This is a genomic window from Aquimarina rubra (assembly GCF_042684305.1).
In the GTDB taxonomy this organism is placed as follows: domain Bacteria; phylum Bacteroidota; class Bacteroidia; order Flavobacteriales; family Flavobacteriaceae; genus Aquimarina; species Aquimarina rubra.
Genome location: NZ_JBHULE010000008.1, coordinates 239,518 through 256,447, shown reverse-complemented (window position 1 = coordinate 256,447; position 16,930 = coordinate 239,518). Strand labels below are relative to the sequence as shown.

Genomic DNA, 16,930 nt, shown 5'->3' with positions numbered 1-16,930 from the left:
CTCTTATCAACCAGGACAAACGATATAAAATGGACTCCTTAAAACCTATTCCGGACATCAAAATATTATCCACAAAACTTTTAAAAGAGAATATTTCTTATGAAGAGCGTATTACTATTATAAATCAGATTCACGGATATTTTAATGAAATAACTTCTATTTCTGGGTATGATATGGAATTTAAACATTTAGCCGCTGTTCCTACTGCTAGCGGTATGGCTTTATCACTCAATCATGCTGCCCAATGTTTATTAGATTATAAAAGAACCAGCAAATTTTTAAGAGGTATTGTAAAAGCTATCAAAGATATCCAAAAAGTAAAACCAAATGAGACAGTCAATATATTCTATGCTGGGTGCGGTCCTTATGCTCCATTTATTACTTTAGTAGCTCCTTTATTTGATGAGTTAGAAGTACAGTTTTCTATATTAGAAATCAATAAAGAGTCTCTGGATTTTGCAAAAAAACTGATTACAGAATTAGGGTTATCAAACTATATTAAAGATTATTATCGGGCTGACGCAGTGACTTTTTCAATTCCGGATCCTAATACTTTTCATATTCTTTATAGCGAAACTTTAGATGCTTTATTATTTAGAGAATCTTATGTACCCATTTTAGCAAATATGCTACCTCAATTATCTAGTAACATTCAAGTAATTCCGAATAACGTATTATTAAAAGTAGACATAATTAGTAATAACGCTAAGAATGAACAGGGAGATATTATAACACAAACCATTTTTAATACTCGTGAAGCTATAGACACTATAGAAACAAAATTACCTCAAGAGTTTTTACCCACAGATATATCATTACAATCCAACAAAAGTAATGATCGAATCATTATTGATACCGAAGTACATATCTATGAGCACTTAAAACTAACTCGAGGAGAATCTTCCTTAACCATACCTTATGAAATCACTTTGGAAACTCCATTACTACATAAAAAAATATCTTTTATATATCAATTAAAACCTCAAGTTGGACTTAAATATGAGTTTTTATAACTTAAAAACGTTTCCTACTGTATTAGTATTAGAGGATTCAAAACATTAATTTTGTCTTATAATAAACGAAAAGAAATAGATGATGCTAGGTCTAAAACTTCCCACAGATCCAAGATGGGTAAATATTGTAGAAAAGAATATTGAAGAAATCCTTACGGATCATGCCTATTGTGAACAAAAAGCAACCTCTACGGCAATATCTTTAATCGTTAGTTTCCCGGAATATACAGAGTTGGTTCAGGAAATGACCAAACTTGTGAAGGAAGAGATTAGTCATTTTAAAATGGTTCATGATAAAATCATTGCCAGAGGATGGACTTTGGGTAGGGATCGAAAGGATGATTATGTGATTCAATTGGTTACATTTTTCCCAAAAGGAGGTAGCAGAACGACTCAATTAGTACATCGATTATTATATGCTGCCTTGATTGAAGCTAGAAGTTGTGAACGTTTTAAATTGCTCTCTGAAGAACTAGAAGATCAAGAACTTGCAAAATTTTATAAAGATCTAATGGTGAGTGAGGCAAACCATTATACCATGTTTCTTGGATTTGCAAGGAAATATGGTGATCGAAAAGAAGTCGATCAAAAATGGCAAAATTTATTGGATTACGAGGCGGAGATTATGAAGTCATTAAGTAAAAAAGAATCTATTCATGGATAACAAAAATGCTCACTATTTAGTGAGCATTTTTGTTATAAGATATAATGAACATTACAATCTATAACCAACAGATAACTGTATATTTCTACTGGTACCATCTATTTCTATTGCAGAACCATCTTCATCAAAAACATTAGACAATCCAAAAGCATAGCGCAAATCAACAAAGAAATTATCAGTGATATTCACTCCAATTCCTGCGACACCGGCAAAATCAAACGTACTAAAATCAGCGATATCTGCCTGATTATCTTCCCATTCCCAAATTTTAATTCCGGCTTGAGGTCCTAATTGTATATTAAAAAGATCTGTAATATTATATTTTAACAAGATAGGCACCTGTAGATAGTTCACCCGTAAATCTTTATCCTTATTTCCTTGTCCGGAGTATTGAAATTCAGGCTGTAATCTTAATTTTTCAGTTAGTGCAAAATCAGCTAAAAACCCAACAACGACACCAATCCTACTCTTATCAAAGTCCCCTGTGATATCATCAGAACTGATCGAACTTAAATTAGCTCCAATTCTTACTCCGTATCTGGATTCTTGAGAGTTAACTGTAATTGTTCCGATTAATAGAGCAAAGACCAAAAGTAAAGTTTTATTCATAGCATAAGTATTTATAAGATATTTGGTTATATGGACAATTTAAGATAAAAAAATGATTTTATTAAATTTTCTATAATTAAATAGGGAATTATCCCTTTAGCTTCCATCTATTTTTTCATTATACAAAGATTTTATAATACCATCAGACAGACCTATTTTAGGAACAAAAATCTTTCGCGCACCACTCCATTTCATAGCCGACAAGTAGATTCTGGTAGCCGGCAAAATAACATCTGCTCTATCTTGATTAAGATTAAGCTCCCATATTCGCTCCTCATAAGATAACGAATTAAGCAGTTCGTAATATGTGCTTAAGTATAAAAATGATAGCGGTTTTCCTACTCCTTTTCCACTATTTTTGAAAATGTTGTTTATATTTCCACCGGATCCTATTAATGATAATCTAGTGTATCCTTTGGTAATTAATCTAATCCAATCCTCAACTTCTTTCCACATTCTATCGGGAACCACATTATTCAGTAATCTCACTGTACCCAATTTAAAAGATCTGGACGTTACCGTATTTCCATTATGATATAAAGTAAACTCAGTACTACCTCCACCCACATCTACATAGAGGTAGGTTGCATCAGAATTAATTAAATCATGAAGATCTGTCATAGCGATAATAGCTGCTTCGTCAGTACCATCGATGATATCAATCTGTATTCCTGATTTTTCCTTTATCAAATCTGCCACTTCCTGGCCATTTTCAGCTTCACGCATTGCAGAAGTTGCACAGGCTTTATAACGAACTACTTTATGTGTTTTCATTAAAAGCTGATACGCCTGCATAGCGTCTATCATTCTAGTAATATTCTCTTCTGAAATTCTATTGGTCAAAAATACATCTGCACCTAATCGAATAGGGACCCGTACAAGGCTCGTTTTTTTAAACCTTGTATTCTTTCCGTTCTCTTCATGAACACTGCTAATTAATAGTCTTACCGCATTAGAACCTATATCAATGGCTCCATATTTTTCTATAGTCAACAAAATATTTAATTTCCTAATTTTCTTAAATAATAATCATACGTAGCAATTTGAGATCTCACTTTCGAGTTATCGTTTCGAATATACCCATTATCCTGATTTTCTGAAAGTTTTCTTGCCTTGACATTATCACTCCAGCAAATTTCAAAAGTATCCATAAGTTCTTCTTTGATATCATCATCATAAATCGGACAAGATATTTCCACACGTCTATCCAAATTCCTTCTCATCCAATCAGCTGATGATATATATACTTTTGGATCTCCTCCATTCTTAAAAATCAAAAGACGTGGATGTTCTAAGAACTTATCTACTACACTAATTGCTCTTATGTTTTCGCTCATTCCTTCAATTCCCGGAATCAAACAGCATATTCCTCTAATTATCAAATCAATTTTCACTCCTGCTCTACTCGCCTCATACAATTTGTCAATCATGCTATAATCACTAAGACTATTCAATTTTAATTTGATCCCAGCGGGTTTTCCTTCTTTACTATTTGCTATTTCATTATCTATAAGTTTGACCAGAGCACTTCTTGTATAATGAGGGGAAACCAATAAATGTTTGTATCTGCTTACTTTATAGTTAATCTCGAAAAACTTAAAAACTTTATTAGTTTCTTTTAGAATCGCTTCATTTGTTGTAAATAGAGTATAATCTGTATATATTTTTGCAGTAGATTCATTAAAGTTTCCTGTACTTATAAAACCATAGCGTTTCAATTTACCTTTTTCTTCTCTCTCTATAACACAAGCTTTACAATGTACTTTTAGTCCAGAAACTCCAAAAATTAGGTTTACGCCTTCTCTTTGCATTTGTTCTGCATAACCGATATTAGCTTCTTCATCAAATCTCGCCTGAAGCTCAATCTGTACGGTTACATTCTTACCATTCTTTGCCGCATTAATTAATGAGCTGGCAATGTGAGATATATTTGCTAGTCGATAGATGGTTATTTTAATCGTTTTCACCTTAGGATCTATTGCAGATTCTCTCAAGAATTTTACGGTATATGAAAAAGTATGATAGGGAGTATATTGTAAATAGTCTTTTTTAGCAATCTTATCTAATAAACTTCCTTGTAAACTTAAACCTGGAATAGTTAAAGGAAGTAAAGGTTGATACACCAACTCTTTTTTACCCAAATCAGGAAAATTCATATAGTCTCTTCGGTTGTGATACCTTCCTCCGGGAATAATGCTATCGGTATTATCTACTCCCATTTTTTCCATTAGAAAATTGAGTGTGTCTTTATCTATTGTTTTATCATATACAAATCTTACTGGTTCACCATCCCTCCTAGATTTTACACTACTGGAAATTTTTTCTATGAAGCTTTTACTAAAATCATTATCAAAATCCAACTGTGCATCCCTGGTAATTTTAATCATATGAGCAGATGCACTATTATAATCAAAAATACTAAAGTTGATCTGCATACAGTATCGTATCAAATCATCCAGAATAATGATATATTTTTTACCATCTTTTTCGGGTAATACTACAAAACGTTCTGTGTTCTTTGGGATTTCGATTAAAGCATAGATTTTTTCTTGTGTTTTTTGGTGTAAAATTTTAGAAATAGTCCCTTCTTTAGGAATACGCTCTTTGAGCACCAATTTTACCGCCAGATACGCAACACTATCCTTAAGATGTGGGAATTTATCTAGATCATTTAATATGTAGGTTACCAAAGCAGGACTCACTTTATCCACAAAATACCTGCGTATAAATGTATCCTGCTCAGACGTCACTTGATTCTCATCAATAATAAAAATATCATGTTCCCTTAGCTTTGCGCCAATAGTTTTAATTGTTTTTAGACTTTCGGACTGTTGCTTTATAACAATTTTGGTTATTTGTTCTAATAATTCACTTGCTGTCTTACCTTTAAGAACGTTTTTTCCATCACGTCCAGAGAGATCAATTCTTTTTATTGCCGCATATCGCACCTTAAAAAACTCATCAAGATTATTAGAGAATATACCTATAAACCTCAATCTTTCCAGTAATGGCACACTATCATCTGATGCTTCCTGAAGTACTCTAGCGTTAAATTGCAGCCAACTTAACTCCCTATTTATATATGTATTAACCTGATTTTCTACCATTTATATTACCTTAATTCTTTAGGAAACAAAGTTAGTACGGTTTTTCCTACATTTATGTTCTTCCAACTATCCACATCAAACCAAATACCTACGACACCTGCCGTTGGTAGATTATCAATCATCTTATCCCCGTAAAGATTTGCAATAGAGGTAAATGCGTGATTATGACCAAAAATCATTAGATCATTAATTTCATCGTTACAATTTTTAATTACCTCGACGACCTGATGACCACTAAAGTCATAAAGTTTTGGTTCTAACATAAATATACTCTCCGGAAAATCAAGATTATCTAGAACAATCCTAGCCGTAGTTTTTGCTCTTTCCGCATCACTGCTTAATATCTGATCTACTGATTTCACAAGGGTTTTCAATTTTTTTCCAATTAAATCTGCATCATTTAAGCCTCTTTTATTAAGTGGCCTTTTATGATCTTCGAGATCAAATTCCCAAGAAGATTTAGCGTGTCTGATGATGTATAAAGTTTTCATATTTGTTTCAAAGTTATAAACAAGATACATTTTGTATACGCAAGTTTAAGGATAAGCATTTACAATTCTAAGCATAAAGTCATAAAAAAGACTTTTTTGAAAAAAAAATGTTTAACTCTAAATCCATGTAACAAAACAAACAAAATACATAAAAAACAGTTAATTATTTCAAAAAAACACTCTGTAAACCAATGAAAATGAGGTAAATAATTTAAAGCACTTTATCGATAAAAGTGTATTTTATATCGAAAAGAACAATTTTTACTTACATAATCAGATGTTAAAATATAAATTTACCTACGGTTTCCCCCTATTACAAAGATGATTACCCTAATCAATTAAATACAATTTTATAGTAAAATTTAAGTTAAACATACTAGGGAATAAAAGAGGAAAAGTGGAAAAAACAAGTACCAAAATAAAAATGCTTTCTAAGGCTAATATCTGTCTTATGGTTACTATATTATATTGTGCATTCAATATATATGGTCAGGTAGAGGTGCCTTTAGAAAAAAGAACTGAGTTCACTATTAAAGGTGATTTTAAGTTTGTTTCTAATACCATTCTTGGTAAGGTGAGTAATGATGACGGAACGGATACTTTCAACCCAAACAAAAGCTATAATGACGGTGGTCTGAATAATCAATTTAGAATGGGTTTCATCGACATCGATAATGATCCATCTACCTTTAATAGCAGTAGTGCTGACTTAGATATTACATCAGGTTGTGCTTCTATAAAACACGTTGGTCTTTATTGGACTGCGGCTTATGCAGATGCAGAAAGAAAGAATGATATCACTTCTATTAAAATAAAGTATCCTGGTAATGATTTTTATTCAAATATAACTGGAGCAGAGATCATCCACGATTATTATAATGATTCTAAGTCCTTGTTTAAGCAGTATTCTTGTTATAAGGATATTACTGCACAGGTTATGAATTTGGAAAATCCTACGGGAACTTATACCGTAGCTAATATTCCCGCAACTACCTCTGAAGTTAACGATGATCCTACGCTAGGAAATGGTTTAGCAGGTGGCTGGACAATGGTAGTTATTTATGAGGACAACTCTAAACCCAGAAAACGTTTTTACGTTTATGATGGATTTGTAAATATCGATTCCAAGGCTAAACCTGTTGAATTTTCATTTGATAATTTCCAAACCATACCGGAAGGTGCAGTAAACGGAAAAATTGGTGTAATTTCTTATGAAGGAGACAAAGGAATACGAGGTGATCGTTTTCAGGTAAAATCAAATGAGACAAATAAATATAAAGGGATTACGGACAATACCAATCCGATGAACAATTTCTTTAATGCTAATATCACCGAAAACGGAAAAAATATAACTTCCAGAGTTCCTGCCAGTCAGAACACATTAGGTTATGATGCAGATTTATTTAATATTAAAAATCCAAGAAATAGCATTATTGGTAACAACCAAACCAAATCTAGTTTTAGATTGTTGACCGATAATGATGGGTATTCTGTAATGGCTGTTGCCTTTAGCGTAGAAATCTATGAGCCTGCTATACAGATTATAAAAAGATCAAGATATACTGATAACAGTTATGTTTTTCCTAATGATCTGGTAACACCGGATCAGGATATTATTTACAGTTTAACTATCAATAATGATGGTAATGACGATGCTAAGAATACTGTGATTAAAGATATACTTCCTGAAAACGTAATTTTTTCGAAAGAGTCTGTAGTTCTTCCTTCAAAAAGAATTAAAGTTGATTATGATAAATCTTCTAGAACCGTAAGTTTTGCGATTCCGAATAAAATGGTTAAAATCGATAGCGAACCTTTCGAAATTAGATATTCCATTAAAGTAAACACGAGTTGTGATTTACTAAACGAAACAGGAGAAGTTACCATTGTAGATCAACCGGTAGTAGCCGAATTTAATGGCTCTCTTAATGAAACTAAAAAATATTCTAAAGGTTATAACCATATCAATAAATGCAATCTTCCTGATTACTATCAGCTAAAGTTAGCGGTAGATATGAGTGGGTTAAATTGTCCTAACGCCAATACTGATTTTGTGAATAGAACAAAAGAATTGGACAAAAACCTAGTAGAATTAAATACATCTAACAAATCAGAAAATACAGAAAGTACTGGGATTAACAACAATGATGTTGTAAACACTACACAAAAACCAAGTAGCGAATTAACTTCGGACATAACCATTGATAAAACCATCAACGATCTTATTAAGTTAAATGAAATTTACTTTGAATTTGACAAATGGGATATTACCGAAAAAGCGGAAATCGAACTTAATAAGGTAGTAATCCTAATGAAAGAAGATTATCCTAATATGATTATTAAAATAGAAACACACTCTGATAGTCGTGGAGATACTGATTATAACTTAGTATTATCACAAAAAAGAGCTGAATCTATTTTTAGGTATTTAGTTAGTCAAGAAATCTCAGAAAACAGAATACTTTCTTATCAGGGATTTGGAGAAACAAGACCTGTGAACAATTGTCTGGATGGTCAGGATTGTGAAGAAGATGAATATCGAAAAAACAGAAGGTCCAATTTCGTGATTATGGAATAAAAAATTTCTTGAAACCAACGAAATACGCCGAGGGAGAGCCATCGGAGTATTTCGTTGGTTTCATTTTGATCTTGGGATCAAAAAATGAAATTTTATATTTCCCCCTCACCCCAACCCTCTCCCCAGAAAGGAGAGGTAGAAATAGGAAACCCCGAGGCAGAGCCTCGAGGAATTCTTTCGATTAAATAGCAGTATTTAAGGAGCCAATCTATCAATTTTCCATTCATCATCTATCGCAGTACTATATCTGATTCTATCGTGTAATCGATTAGGTCTTCCTTGCCAAAACTCAAATTCAATAGGTGTGACACAAAATCCTCCCCAAAAATCTGGTTTTGGTATCTCTTTGTTGTCGAATTTTTTTTCCAAATACGAGAGTTTTTCTTCCAAAACTTCTCTGGAATCAACTATATTGCTTTGATTAGATGCCCAGGCACCTAATTGACTACCTCTTGGTCTAGATTGAAAATAGGCAGTACTTTTTTCTTCAGACAATTTATTTACCTCGCCTTTGATAATCACCTGGCGTTCTAAATTAGGCCAGAAAAAAGAAATACACACTTTATTATTATAGCTTATGGCTTTTCCTTTTTCTGATTCATAATTAGTAAAAAACACGAATCCATCATTATCAAATTGTTTGAGCAGCACAATTCTTGCTTTTGGAAAACCATCTAAGCCAAAGGTAGTAAGCGTCATCGCATTTGTCTCTTCTACCCCACCTTCTTTTTCAACCTCTTTAAACCAATCAGAAAACAGCTGAAAAGGAGATTTAGGCACCTCTTTTTCTTCCAAAGCCTTTTTATCATACGATTTTCTATAATCTGTAAGATCTCTATTCATGATACTAATACCTTTTTAGTTTAAATGTAATATGAATTACTTAATCTCTCTAATTAGAATTCAAAAACTTTACCATCATCGCCAATTTCTACCTGATCAAAAACTGTTAAAGCTTCGTCCTTAAATTGTTCGATATTATCATATCTTGTCGAATAATGTCCTAGGATTAAGTTTTGCACCTTAGCTTTCTTAGCAATAGTCGCTGCTTCTATAGCTGTGCTATGCCCGGTTTTATAGCACAAATGTTTATGACTTTCCAAGAAGGTAGACTCGTGATACAGGGCAGTAACTTCGTTAAGCAAAGGAATTTTATCCTCATCGTATCGAGTATCACTACAAAACGCATAGCTCTTTACAGGAGCGGGATCATCAGTTAATTCAGTGTTTGGTATAATCGTTCCATCACTCATTATAACGTCTTTACCTTTCTTAATAGACTTATAATAAGCTTTATCGATATCATAATTAAGTACTTTACTCATTAATAATTTACGATCTCCAGATTTCTCCTGAAACAAAAAACCATTACAATAAATGCGGTGTTGTAATGGTATGGTGCGGACAACTACCTTATCGTCCTCAAATATCAACTCAGAATCAGAATTAGTAAGTTCATGAAAATGCAATGGATAGTCTGTCCAGGAATTAGAAAGCTTTAATTGTAAAGTAATCGCTTCTTTTATTCCTTTTGGCCCATATATATGAAGTGGATTTTCTCTATTCAACATTCTAAAGGTGGACACCAAACCAACTAATCCAAAAAAATGATCTCCATGTAAGTGAGATATGAAAATGTGATTTATTCTGGAGAATTTAATTTTGTTTCTTCTAAGTTCTACTTGAGTACCTTCTCCACAATCAATTAAAAATATATGATTGTTTATTTCTAATACCTGAGACGTTGGATTTGTAAATGTTCTTGGAGTTGCAGAATAGCAACCTAAAATTGTTATTTTCAATTTTTCTTACATCTTTATTTAAAACAGTGTGAATATACTCTAATCTCCTTTATTAATCAATCTCAACTTCCAAAAGAATCAAAAGTTGAAAGTAATTTTATGTAACGCTGAGCAGACATCCTTCTATAACCGGTGGCTCCAAGCACTTTTCCTTCTTTGTCAAGTACCAGAATGACCGGAAAGACCATTTTTTTATTGTACCGCTCCGCAAGTTTATTGTTTTTCTCCTGTTGAATTTCTGACAATCTATTTTTTTTACGCTTAGGAAAATCTGCTTTTACCCAAACAAAATTTTGATTTGCAAACTCCTTAAATTTAGGATCCGAAAACACTTTCCTTTCTAATTTGATACAAGGTGGACACCAATCTGATCCTGTAAAAAGTAAAACAATATTTTGATCTTTCTCTTTTGCCAAAGCTATTGCTTCATCAAAATCATATTTCCAATCTTGCGCATAAGCTGCACTAGAAAGTGCAAAAGCAAAGGCAAGAATAAACGGGGCTAATTTATTCATACACGGTAAGACGTAAATAAATATTGAAGATTACAGAAACTAACCAAATAATTTTAGAAATCCAGATCTCTTTCTATTTCTTCCATTTCTATCAGATCCAGTGCTTCTATTAAAGTTGGCACAATCGTAATCTCCTTCGGAGCATCATCATACGATACTTTATCTGTTACAATAACAAAAGAACGCTTATTTGCCTTATGCGTATTTGAAATTCTTAGAAATTCATTAACATCATTTATTGATAATTCTTTTAACGAAAATAGATTAGCGACAATATTATCGTTTTTCAAAGTTTCATATTTATTCTCAATGCCTTTTACAAAGTCTACTATGGTAGCTTTTTCTTGTGTAATGATGGTTGTAGTACCTTCTTTATTGAATATCATATGCTTATTGTTTTATTTTTGAAGCTAAAAGATAAATAACTGCCATTCTCACTGCTACTCCGTTCTGAACCTGATCTAATATTATGGCCTGCTTAGAATCAGCAACATCGCTCGTGATCTCCACACCACGATTAATAGGTCCCGGATGCATTATTACAATCTCTTTATCAAGGCTATCCAACAGCCTTTTATTTACTCCAAATTGCTGAGTATACTCTCTTGTTGACGGAAAATAACTTATTTCCATTCGTTCGTTTTGAACTCGTAACATATTAGCAACATCACACCACTGCAAGGCTTTTGTTAAATCCGTCTCTACCGTTACTCCTAGTCTTTCTATATACTTAGGTATTAAGGTTTTTGGACCACATACTTTAACTTCAGCCCCTTGCAACTTAAGTGCAAAAATATTAGATAATGCTACTCTAGAGTGCAATATATCTCCAACAATAACTACTTTTTTTCCCTTTACTTCTCCTAATTTTTCTCTTATTGAATATGAATCTAATAATGCCTGGGTAGGGTGTTCGTGCGCTCCATCCCCAGCATTTACAATACTAGCGTTTACATGCTTAGAAAGAAAAACGCCTGCTCCAGGATTTGGATGTCGCATGACCACCATATCCACTTTCATCGATAGAATATTGTTAACCGTATCTATTAAGGTTTCACCTTTCTTCACTGAAGATGATGCTGCGGAAAAATTAATTACATCCGCAGATAATCTTTTTTCAGCAAGTTCGAACGATAACCGAGTTCTCGTACTATTCTCAAAAAAGAGGTTAGCAATCGTTATATCTCTAAGCGAAGGAACTTTTTTAATAGGCCTGTTAATCACTTCTTTAAAGTGATCGGCTGTTTCAAAAATGAGATTTATATCTTGTTCTGTAAGATATTTAATTCCAAGTAAGTGATTCACACTTAATTCGCTCATTCGTCTCTATCCTTATTACACTTCTGAAACGCTTATTATTGAATTTCAGAAACTATTCAACTTTAATTATTTATCAAATACACTGCATCTTCGCCTTCATTTTCTATCCAATGCACTTTTACTTTTTCTTGATTAATCGCATCTACCTGTCTTCCCCGATAATTAGGTTGTATGGGTAAATGCCTGCTAAAACGCCTGTCAATAAGAGTTAACAACTCTATTTCCCTAGGCCTCCCAAAAGATTGTATCGCTGTCAGTGCAGACCGAATACTTCTTCCGGTATATAAAACATCATCTATAAAAACAACTCGTTTATCTTCTACTGTAAAATCAACCTGGGTTTTGTTAGCCTCCAGAGGTTTTTCTCCTCTTCGGAAGTCATCACGATAAAAAGTAATATCAAGATATCCCATTTTAACATCCTTAAGATGATAATCTTTCACCAAAACATCCTTTAATCTATCTGCCAAAAAAATTCCTCTAGGTTGTACACCTATAAGTACTGTATCTTCAAAATGCGTATGGTTTTCAATTAATTGACAAGCCAATCTGTGCAGAATAATATCTATTTCTTTCGCACTAAGTAGTAATTTTTGACTCATAATCTCCAAACAGATATTTGGTATACAAAAGTAATAAAATTTTAGAGTTATAATGTTAGTTGGACATCATAAGTTTTAACAATTCTATATCTACTTCACTTATAACTATATCCAAAATTGGTAAACAAAAAAAGACCGTCCTTAAAGAACGGTCTTTAATTTTATATTGAAATTAAGAGATTAGTTACCTCCTTTTTCCATTTTAGCTTTAAGATCTGCTAATGCATCGATATCACCAAGAGTGGTTTTTTCTGATGAACTTGCGGCAGCTTTTTTAGCAGCCTGCTTAACAATCTTAGCCTCTTCTTCTTTGAATAAAGCTGTATGAGAAGCTACCACTCTTTTGAATTCTTTATTGAACTCAATGATTTGGAATTCTGCTTCATCTCCTTTAGTAAGCTTCTTACCGTCTTCTTTTTCAAGATGACGAGATGGTACGAAAGCAACGATATCTTCATTAAAATCGATAGTAGCACCTTTGTCTACAATCTCAGCAATGGTATTGGTATGCTTAGTTCCAACAGCGAACTCTTTTTCGTACTTATCCCAAGGATTATCCTCAGTTTGTTTGTGTCCAAGGCTTAATTTACGTCCTTCTACATCTAACTCTAGAACAACAACATCAAGTTTGTCTCCAACATTTGTAAAGTCAGATGGGTGCTTGATTTTCTTAGTCCAAGAAAGATCAGAGATATAAATTAATCCGTCGATACCTTCTTCTAACTCAACGAATACTCCAAAGTTAGTGAAGTTACGAACGATACCTGTATGCTTAGAACCTACAGGATATTTCGTTGTGATATCAGTCCAAGGATCTGGAGTTAATTGCTTAACACCAAGAGACATTTTACGCTCTTCTCTATCTAACGTAAGGATTACAGCTTCTACCTCGTCTCCTACTTTTACGAAATCTTGTGCAGAACGTAAATGTGTTGACCAAGACATTTCTGAAACGTGGATCAATCCTTCTACTCCTTCTTCAACTTCGATAAATGCACCGTAATCAGCGATTACAACTACTTTACCTTTCACTTTATCTCCAACTTTAAGCTCGTTATCAAGAGCTTCCCAAGGATGCGCTTTTAACTGCTTAAGACCTAACTGAATACGTGTTTTAGCCTCATCAAAGTCTAAGATTACTACGTTTAATTTCTGATCAAGTTCAACGATCTCATTTGGATGGTTAATTCTAGACCAAGAAAGGTCAGTAATGTGGATAAGTCCGTCAACTCCTCCAAGATCAACGAATACACCGTAAGAAGTAACATTCTTAACAGTACCTTCCAATACTTGACCTTTTTCTAATTGACCAATAATTTCTTTCTTCTGCTCTTCGATATCAGCTTCGATAAGTGCTTTGTGAGATACAACAACATTTTTGAATTCGTGGTTGATCTTAACCACTTTAAATTCCATTGTTTTACCAACATATGCATCATAATCACGGATTGGCTTCACATCGATCTGAGAACCTGGTAAGAACGCTTCGATACCGAATACGTCTACAATCATACCACCTTTAGTTCTACACTTCACAAAACCGTTTACGATTTCGCCAGTATCGTGAGCATTATTTACTCTATCCCAAGCCTTGATCACACGAGCTTTACGGTGAGATAAGATTAACTGACCTGTAGCGTCTTCACGTACATCAATTAATACCTCAACCTTATCACCTACTTTAAGGTCTGGGTTGTAACGAAATTCATTTAATGAAATAACACCTTCACTCTTTGCATTAATGTCAATGATAGCATCACGATCTGTAATATTGATTACAGTTCCTTCTACTACTTCATCATTTAAAGTGTCAACAAAGTTTTCTGCAACTAGCTTTTCAAACTCTTCAAGTTTTGAATCTGCGATTGGGTCAATACCTTCCTCGTAGTTGTGCCAGTTAAAATCTTTTAAAAATTGCTCAGGATTTTCTTGTTGAGGAGATACAGCTGGAGCTGCCTTTGGAGCCTCTACTTCCTGAACATCTGTGTTTTTTGTTTCTTCAGACATTGAAGATAAAATTTGTATCCTGTACTTATTTGAGAATCAATGCGAAAACTTATACAGAAGCGTTAAAATAAATTATTTTTTAATCCTTTTTATTCTCTTACTCGCTAAAAAGGGGTGCAAAAATACAATTTAATTTATTAGAAAACAAGATATTGCAAACAATATCAAATTCCTTAATACTTAATTATTTCAAATTCACTTCTACGATTTATCTGATGTTCTTCTTCAGTACAAACTTTACCTTCACAATTAATTAATGGTATAGATTCTCCAAATCCTTCGAACTGCATCCTTCTGGCATTTACATAACCTACCAACGCCAAATAATTACGGGTAGATTCTGCTCTTTTTTCTGATAAAACCTGATTATAAGAATCAGTACCCCTACTATCCGTATGAGAAGAAATCTTAATGTATACCGTTTTATATTTTTCAAGCTTTAAAGCAAAATCATCTAATACTTTTTTAGAATCAGCTCTGATATTCCATTTATCATAGTCAAAATAAATCGGAGGAAGATCAAAATACAACTTACCATTCTTTTCTATAACCTGTGGACCTACTTTATCGCTTAGCAATTGTTTTCGTAATTGTTCAGCAGTGAGCTCGTTAGGTGTTTTAACAACATCATTATCTGAAGTAGAAACGCTTTTATCCTCTTTAACTTTAGTATTGTCTGCAACAGTAGTGATCGCTTTATCTAAATAGATAACATATGTTTCGTTTTCTTTCTCTTTAACAACAACAGGCTTTTCCTTGGTTTTGTAACCATCTGCTGAAGCTTTGAATGCATACTTTCCAGGAAACAAAGACAGTGTAATAAATTCTTTTTTGTCTAACGTATCTTCATATAACTGATCGTCTAAATCAAAAATTGTAATAGCTGCATTAGGAATATAATTATCTGTAGCAAAGTCCTTTACTGTAAAACTAGCCTCGTATTCCTTCAAAAATATTTCTCCAATCTGAGAAAAGGAATAAATATCATCTTCTGATTTGTTTTTTCTGTTTGAAGCAAAAAACCCATCTGTTTCATTATAATACGTTAAAGAAAAATCATCATAACTAGAATTAAGTGGAGCTCCCAAGTTAATCGGTTTTGTATACTTATTCTCTTTTAATTCAGAAACGAAAACATCCATCATCCCAAGTCCTAAATGTCCATTAGAAGAAAAAAACAAGTGCCCATCCTTTGATACAAAAGGAAATTGTTCTCTGTTAGGAGTATTTATAGTCTCACCGAGATTGACGGGTTTACCGTATGTTCCATCAGCATTTATCGCTACGGAGTAGATATCAAAACCTCCATATCCACCAGGCATATTGGATGCAAAAAACAACGTTTTATCATTAGAAGAAATCCAAGGGTGTTCTGTAGAATAGCTTGTATCATTAAATGCTAATTTTTCTGGTGTCTGCCATACACCATCTACTTTTGTTGCTTTATATAAATGGACTGCATTAGTCCTTAGACTATCAAATTTCTTTTTCCCTTTTTCAGAATTACTTTTAGAGAAATATATGGTATTCCCATCCGATGTGAAACAAAAATTACCTTCATGGAGTTTGGAATTTATTTCTCCTGAAATAGTCTCTATATCTGAAACAGGTGTGTTCTTTTTATCCACTTTTACAGCGTAAATATCCAAAAAAGGACGATGTGTCCATCTATAATTTTTATCTAATACTCCATTAGGTTTTCTGTCTGATGAGAAATAAATGAGGCTATCCTTTTTAATCGCTCCAAACTCTGAAGCATCCGAATTAAAACCAACGGATGTTATAGTATAATCATCATCTTTTAGTTTAAAAGCTTCTATTTCAGAAATAGCATTAGACTTATTAAATTCTTTTCCTTCATTTTTATAATATAGAGCTAAGAAATCGACCGCATTTTCATACTTCCCTAATGCCGATAATACCTGATGCATCATAAAATTGAAAGCGTTATCATAACTCTTATCTTTTCCATAAAATTTGCCTGAAGTCAGAACCTTTAGATATCGATACGCCTCTTTAAACTGAAAGGTGTTATAATAAGATGTAGAAATATTCTCCAGAATATGTTTAGTATACCCTTCTTGATTCAATTCTTCTTCATACTGTAAAGCTGCATTGACATAATCTCCATTTTCGAAAAAACGATCCGCTCTGCTTTTTCTTTGTGAAAAAGTTATCTGCGTAACCATCAATGCTAATACAAGTAGTATTTTAATTTTCAT

The 16,930-nt window shown here is 33.0% G+C and carries 15 protein-coding genes; 3 read left to right on the top strand and 12 right to left on the bottom strand.

The window, feature by feature from the left end; genetic code table 11:
• Positions 1-29 precede the first annotated feature (29 nt).
• Together ACFSR1_RS05355 and miaE are read left to right on the top strand one after the other, a co-directional pair.
• Positions 30-1,013: a phytanoyl-CoA dioxygenase gene (locus ACFSR1_RS05355; protein WP_378290370.1), complete on the top strand. Its 984-nt coding sequence runs from the start codon at positions 30-32 to the stop codon at positions 1,011-1,013.
• An 82-nt stretch (positions 1,014-1,095) separates the two neighbouring features.
• The gene (gene miaE / locus ACFSR1_RS05350) at positions 1,096-1,677 is read left to right on the top strand and encodes a tRNA-(ms[2]io[6]A)-hydroxylase (protein ID WP_378291362.1); all 582 of its coding nucleotides are present in this window, start codon (positions 1,096-1,098) and stop codon (positions 1,675-1,677) included.
• 51 nt (positions 1,678-1,728) lie between these two features.
• On the opposite strand, the gene ACFSR1_RS05345 is transcribed toward miaE, so the two are convergent.
• From ACFSR1_RS05345 to ACFSR1_RS05330, 4 genes are all read right to left on the bottom strand, one after another.
• Positions 1,729-2,286 (bottom strand): porin family protein, encoded by a 558-nt coding sequence (locus ACFSR1_RS05345; RefSeq protein WP_378290368.1) that lies wholly within the window; start codon positions 2,284-2,286, stop codon positions 1,729-1,731.
• Between the two features lie 96 nt (positions 2,287-2,382).
• On the bottom strand, positions 2,383-3,282 hold the full coding sequence (locus ACFSR1_RS05340; protein WP_378290366.1) for a Ppx/GppA phosphatase family protein: 900 nt from the start codon (positions 3,280-3,282) through the stop codon (positions 2,383-2,385).
• 5 nt (positions 3,283-3,287) lie between these two features.
• Positions 3,288-5,393 carry a polyphosphate kinase 1 gene (gene ppk1 / locus ACFSR1_RS05335; RefSeq protein WP_378290364.1) on the bottom strand — a complete coding sequence of 702 codons (2,106 nt, stop codon included), beginning with the start codon at positions 5,391-5,393 and terminating at the stop codon, positions 3,288-3,290.
• 5 nt (positions 5,394-5,398) lie between these two features.
• Positions 5,399-5,884, bottom strand: a complete 486-nt coding sequence (locus ACFSR1_RS05330) for a SixA phosphatase family protein (protein WP_378290362.1) — start codon at positions 5,882-5,884, stop codon at positions 5,399-5,401.
• Between the two features lie 397 nt (positions 5,885-6,281).
• Here ACFSR1_RS05330 and ACFSR1_RS05325 point away from each other — a divergent pair, with 397 nt between their 5' ends.
• Positions 6,282-8,462 (top strand): OmpA family protein, encoded by a 2,181-nt coding sequence (locus ACFSR1_RS05325; RefSeq protein WP_378290360.1) that lies wholly within the window; start codon positions 6,282-6,284, stop codon positions 8,460-8,462.
• 195 nt (positions 8,463-8,657) lie between these two features.
• Here the strand turns inward: ACFSR1_RS05325 and pdxH are convergent, their stop codons facing one another.
• From pdxH to ACFSR1_RS05285, 8 genes are all read right to left on the bottom strand, one after another.
• Positions 8,658-9,305, bottom strand: coding sequence for a pyridoxamine 5'-phosphate oxidase (gene pdxH / locus ACFSR1_RS05320; protein ID WP_378290358.1), 648 nt, complete (start codon positions 9,303-9,305; stop codon positions 8,658-8,660).
• Positions 9,306-9,358: 53 nt separating this feature from the next.
• Positions 9,359-10,264, bottom strand: coding sequence for a ribonuclease Z (locus tag ACFSR1_RS05315; protein WP_378290356.1), 906 nt, complete (start codon positions 10,262-10,264; stop codon positions 9,359-9,361).
• A gap of 62 nt (positions 10,265-10,326) precedes the next feature.
• Positions 10,327-10,779, bottom strand: a complete 453-nt coding sequence (locus ACFSR1_RS05310) for a thioredoxin family protein (RefSeq protein WP_378290354.1) — start codon at positions 10,777-10,779, stop codon at positions 10,327-10,329.
• 53 nt (positions 10,780-10,832) lie between these two features.
• Positions 10,833-11,165 (bottom strand): ribonuclease Z, encoded by a 333-nt coding sequence (locus tag ACFSR1_RS05305; protein WP_378290352.1) that lies wholly within the window; start codon positions 11,163-11,165, stop codon positions 10,833-10,835.
• Between the two features lie 4 nt (positions 11,166-11,169).
• Positions 11,170-12,099 carry an aspartate carbamoyltransferase catalytic subunit gene (locus ACFSR1_RS05300; RefSeq protein WP_378290350.1) on the bottom strand — a complete coding sequence of 310 codons (930 nt, stop codon included), beginning with the start codon at positions 12,097-12,099 and terminating at the stop codon, positions 11,170-11,172.
• Between the two features lie 62 nt (positions 12,100-12,161).
• Positions 12,162-12,701 (bottom strand): bifunctional pyr operon transcriptional regulator/uracil phosphoribosyltransferase PyrR, encoded by a 540-nt coding sequence (gene pyrR / locus ACFSR1_RS05295; RefSeq protein ID WP_378290348.1) that lies wholly within the window; start codon positions 12,699-12,701, stop codon positions 12,162-12,164.
• Positions 12,702-12,881: 180 nt separating this feature from the next.
• Positions 12,882-14,708 carry a 30S ribosomal protein S1 gene (rpsA, locus tag ACFSR1_RS05290; protein ID WP_378290346.1) on the bottom strand — a complete coding sequence of 609 codons (1,827 nt, stop codon included), beginning with the start codon at positions 14,706-14,708 and terminating at the stop codon, positions 12,882-12,884.
• Positions 14,709-14,881: 173 nt separating this feature from the next.
• Positions 14,882-16,930: an OmpA family protein gene (locus ACFSR1_RS05285; RefSeq protein ID WP_378290344.1), complete on the bottom strand. Its 2,049-nt coding sequence runs from the start codon at positions 16,928-16,930 to the stop codon at positions 14,882-14,884.

Excerpts from the sequence above, each read along its gene's own strand:
- ACFSR1_RS05305 (WP_378290352.1), bottom strand. The coding sequence starts at position 11,165 with ATGATATTCAATAAAGAAGGTACTACAACCATCATTACACAAGAAAAA.
- ACFSR1_RS05285 (WP_378290344.1), bottom strand. The coding sequence starts at position 16,930 with ATGAAAATTAAAATACTACTTGTATTAGCATTGATGGTTACGCAGATA.
- ACFSR1_RS05330 (WP_378290362.1), bottom strand. The coding sequence starts at position 5,884 with ATGAAAACTTTATACATCATCAGACACGCTAAATCTTCTTGGGAATTT.
- rpsA (WP_378290346.1), bottom strand. The coding sequence starts at position 14,708 with ATGTCTGAAGAAACAAAAAACACAGATGTTCAGGAAGTAGAGGCTCCA.
- ppk1 (WP_378290364.1), bottom strand. The coding sequence starts at position 5,393 with ATGGTAGAAAATCAGGTTAATACATATATAAATAGGGAGTTAAGTTGG.
- pdxH (WP_378290358.1), bottom strand. The coding sequence starts at position 9,305 with ATGAATAGAGATCTTACAGATTATAGAAAATCGTATGATAAAAAGGCT.
- ACFSR1_RS05355 (WP_378290370.1), top strand. The coding sequence starts at position 30 with ATGGACTCCTTAAAACCTATTCCGGACATCAAAATATTATCCACAAAA.
- ACFSR1_RS05310 (WP_378290354.1), bottom strand. The coding sequence starts at position 10,779 with ATGAATAAATTAGCCCCGTTTATTCTTGCCTTTGCTTTTGCACTTTCT.
- ACFSR1_RS05300 (WP_378290350.1), bottom strand. The coding sequence starts at position 12,099 with ATGAGCGAATTAAGTGTGAATCACTTACTTGGAATTAAATATCTTACA.
- pyrR (WP_378290348.1), bottom strand. The coding sequence starts at position 12,701 with ATGAGTCAAAAATTACTACTTAGTGCGAAAGAAATAGATATTATTCTG.
- ACFSR1_RS05345 (WP_378290368.1), bottom strand. The coding sequence starts at position 2,286 with ATGAATAAAACTTTACTTTTGGTCTTTGCTCTATTAATCGGAACAATT.
- miaE (WP_378291362.1), top strand. The coding sequence starts at position 1,096 with ATGCTAGGTCTAAAACTTCCCACAGATCCAAGATGGGTAAATATTGTA.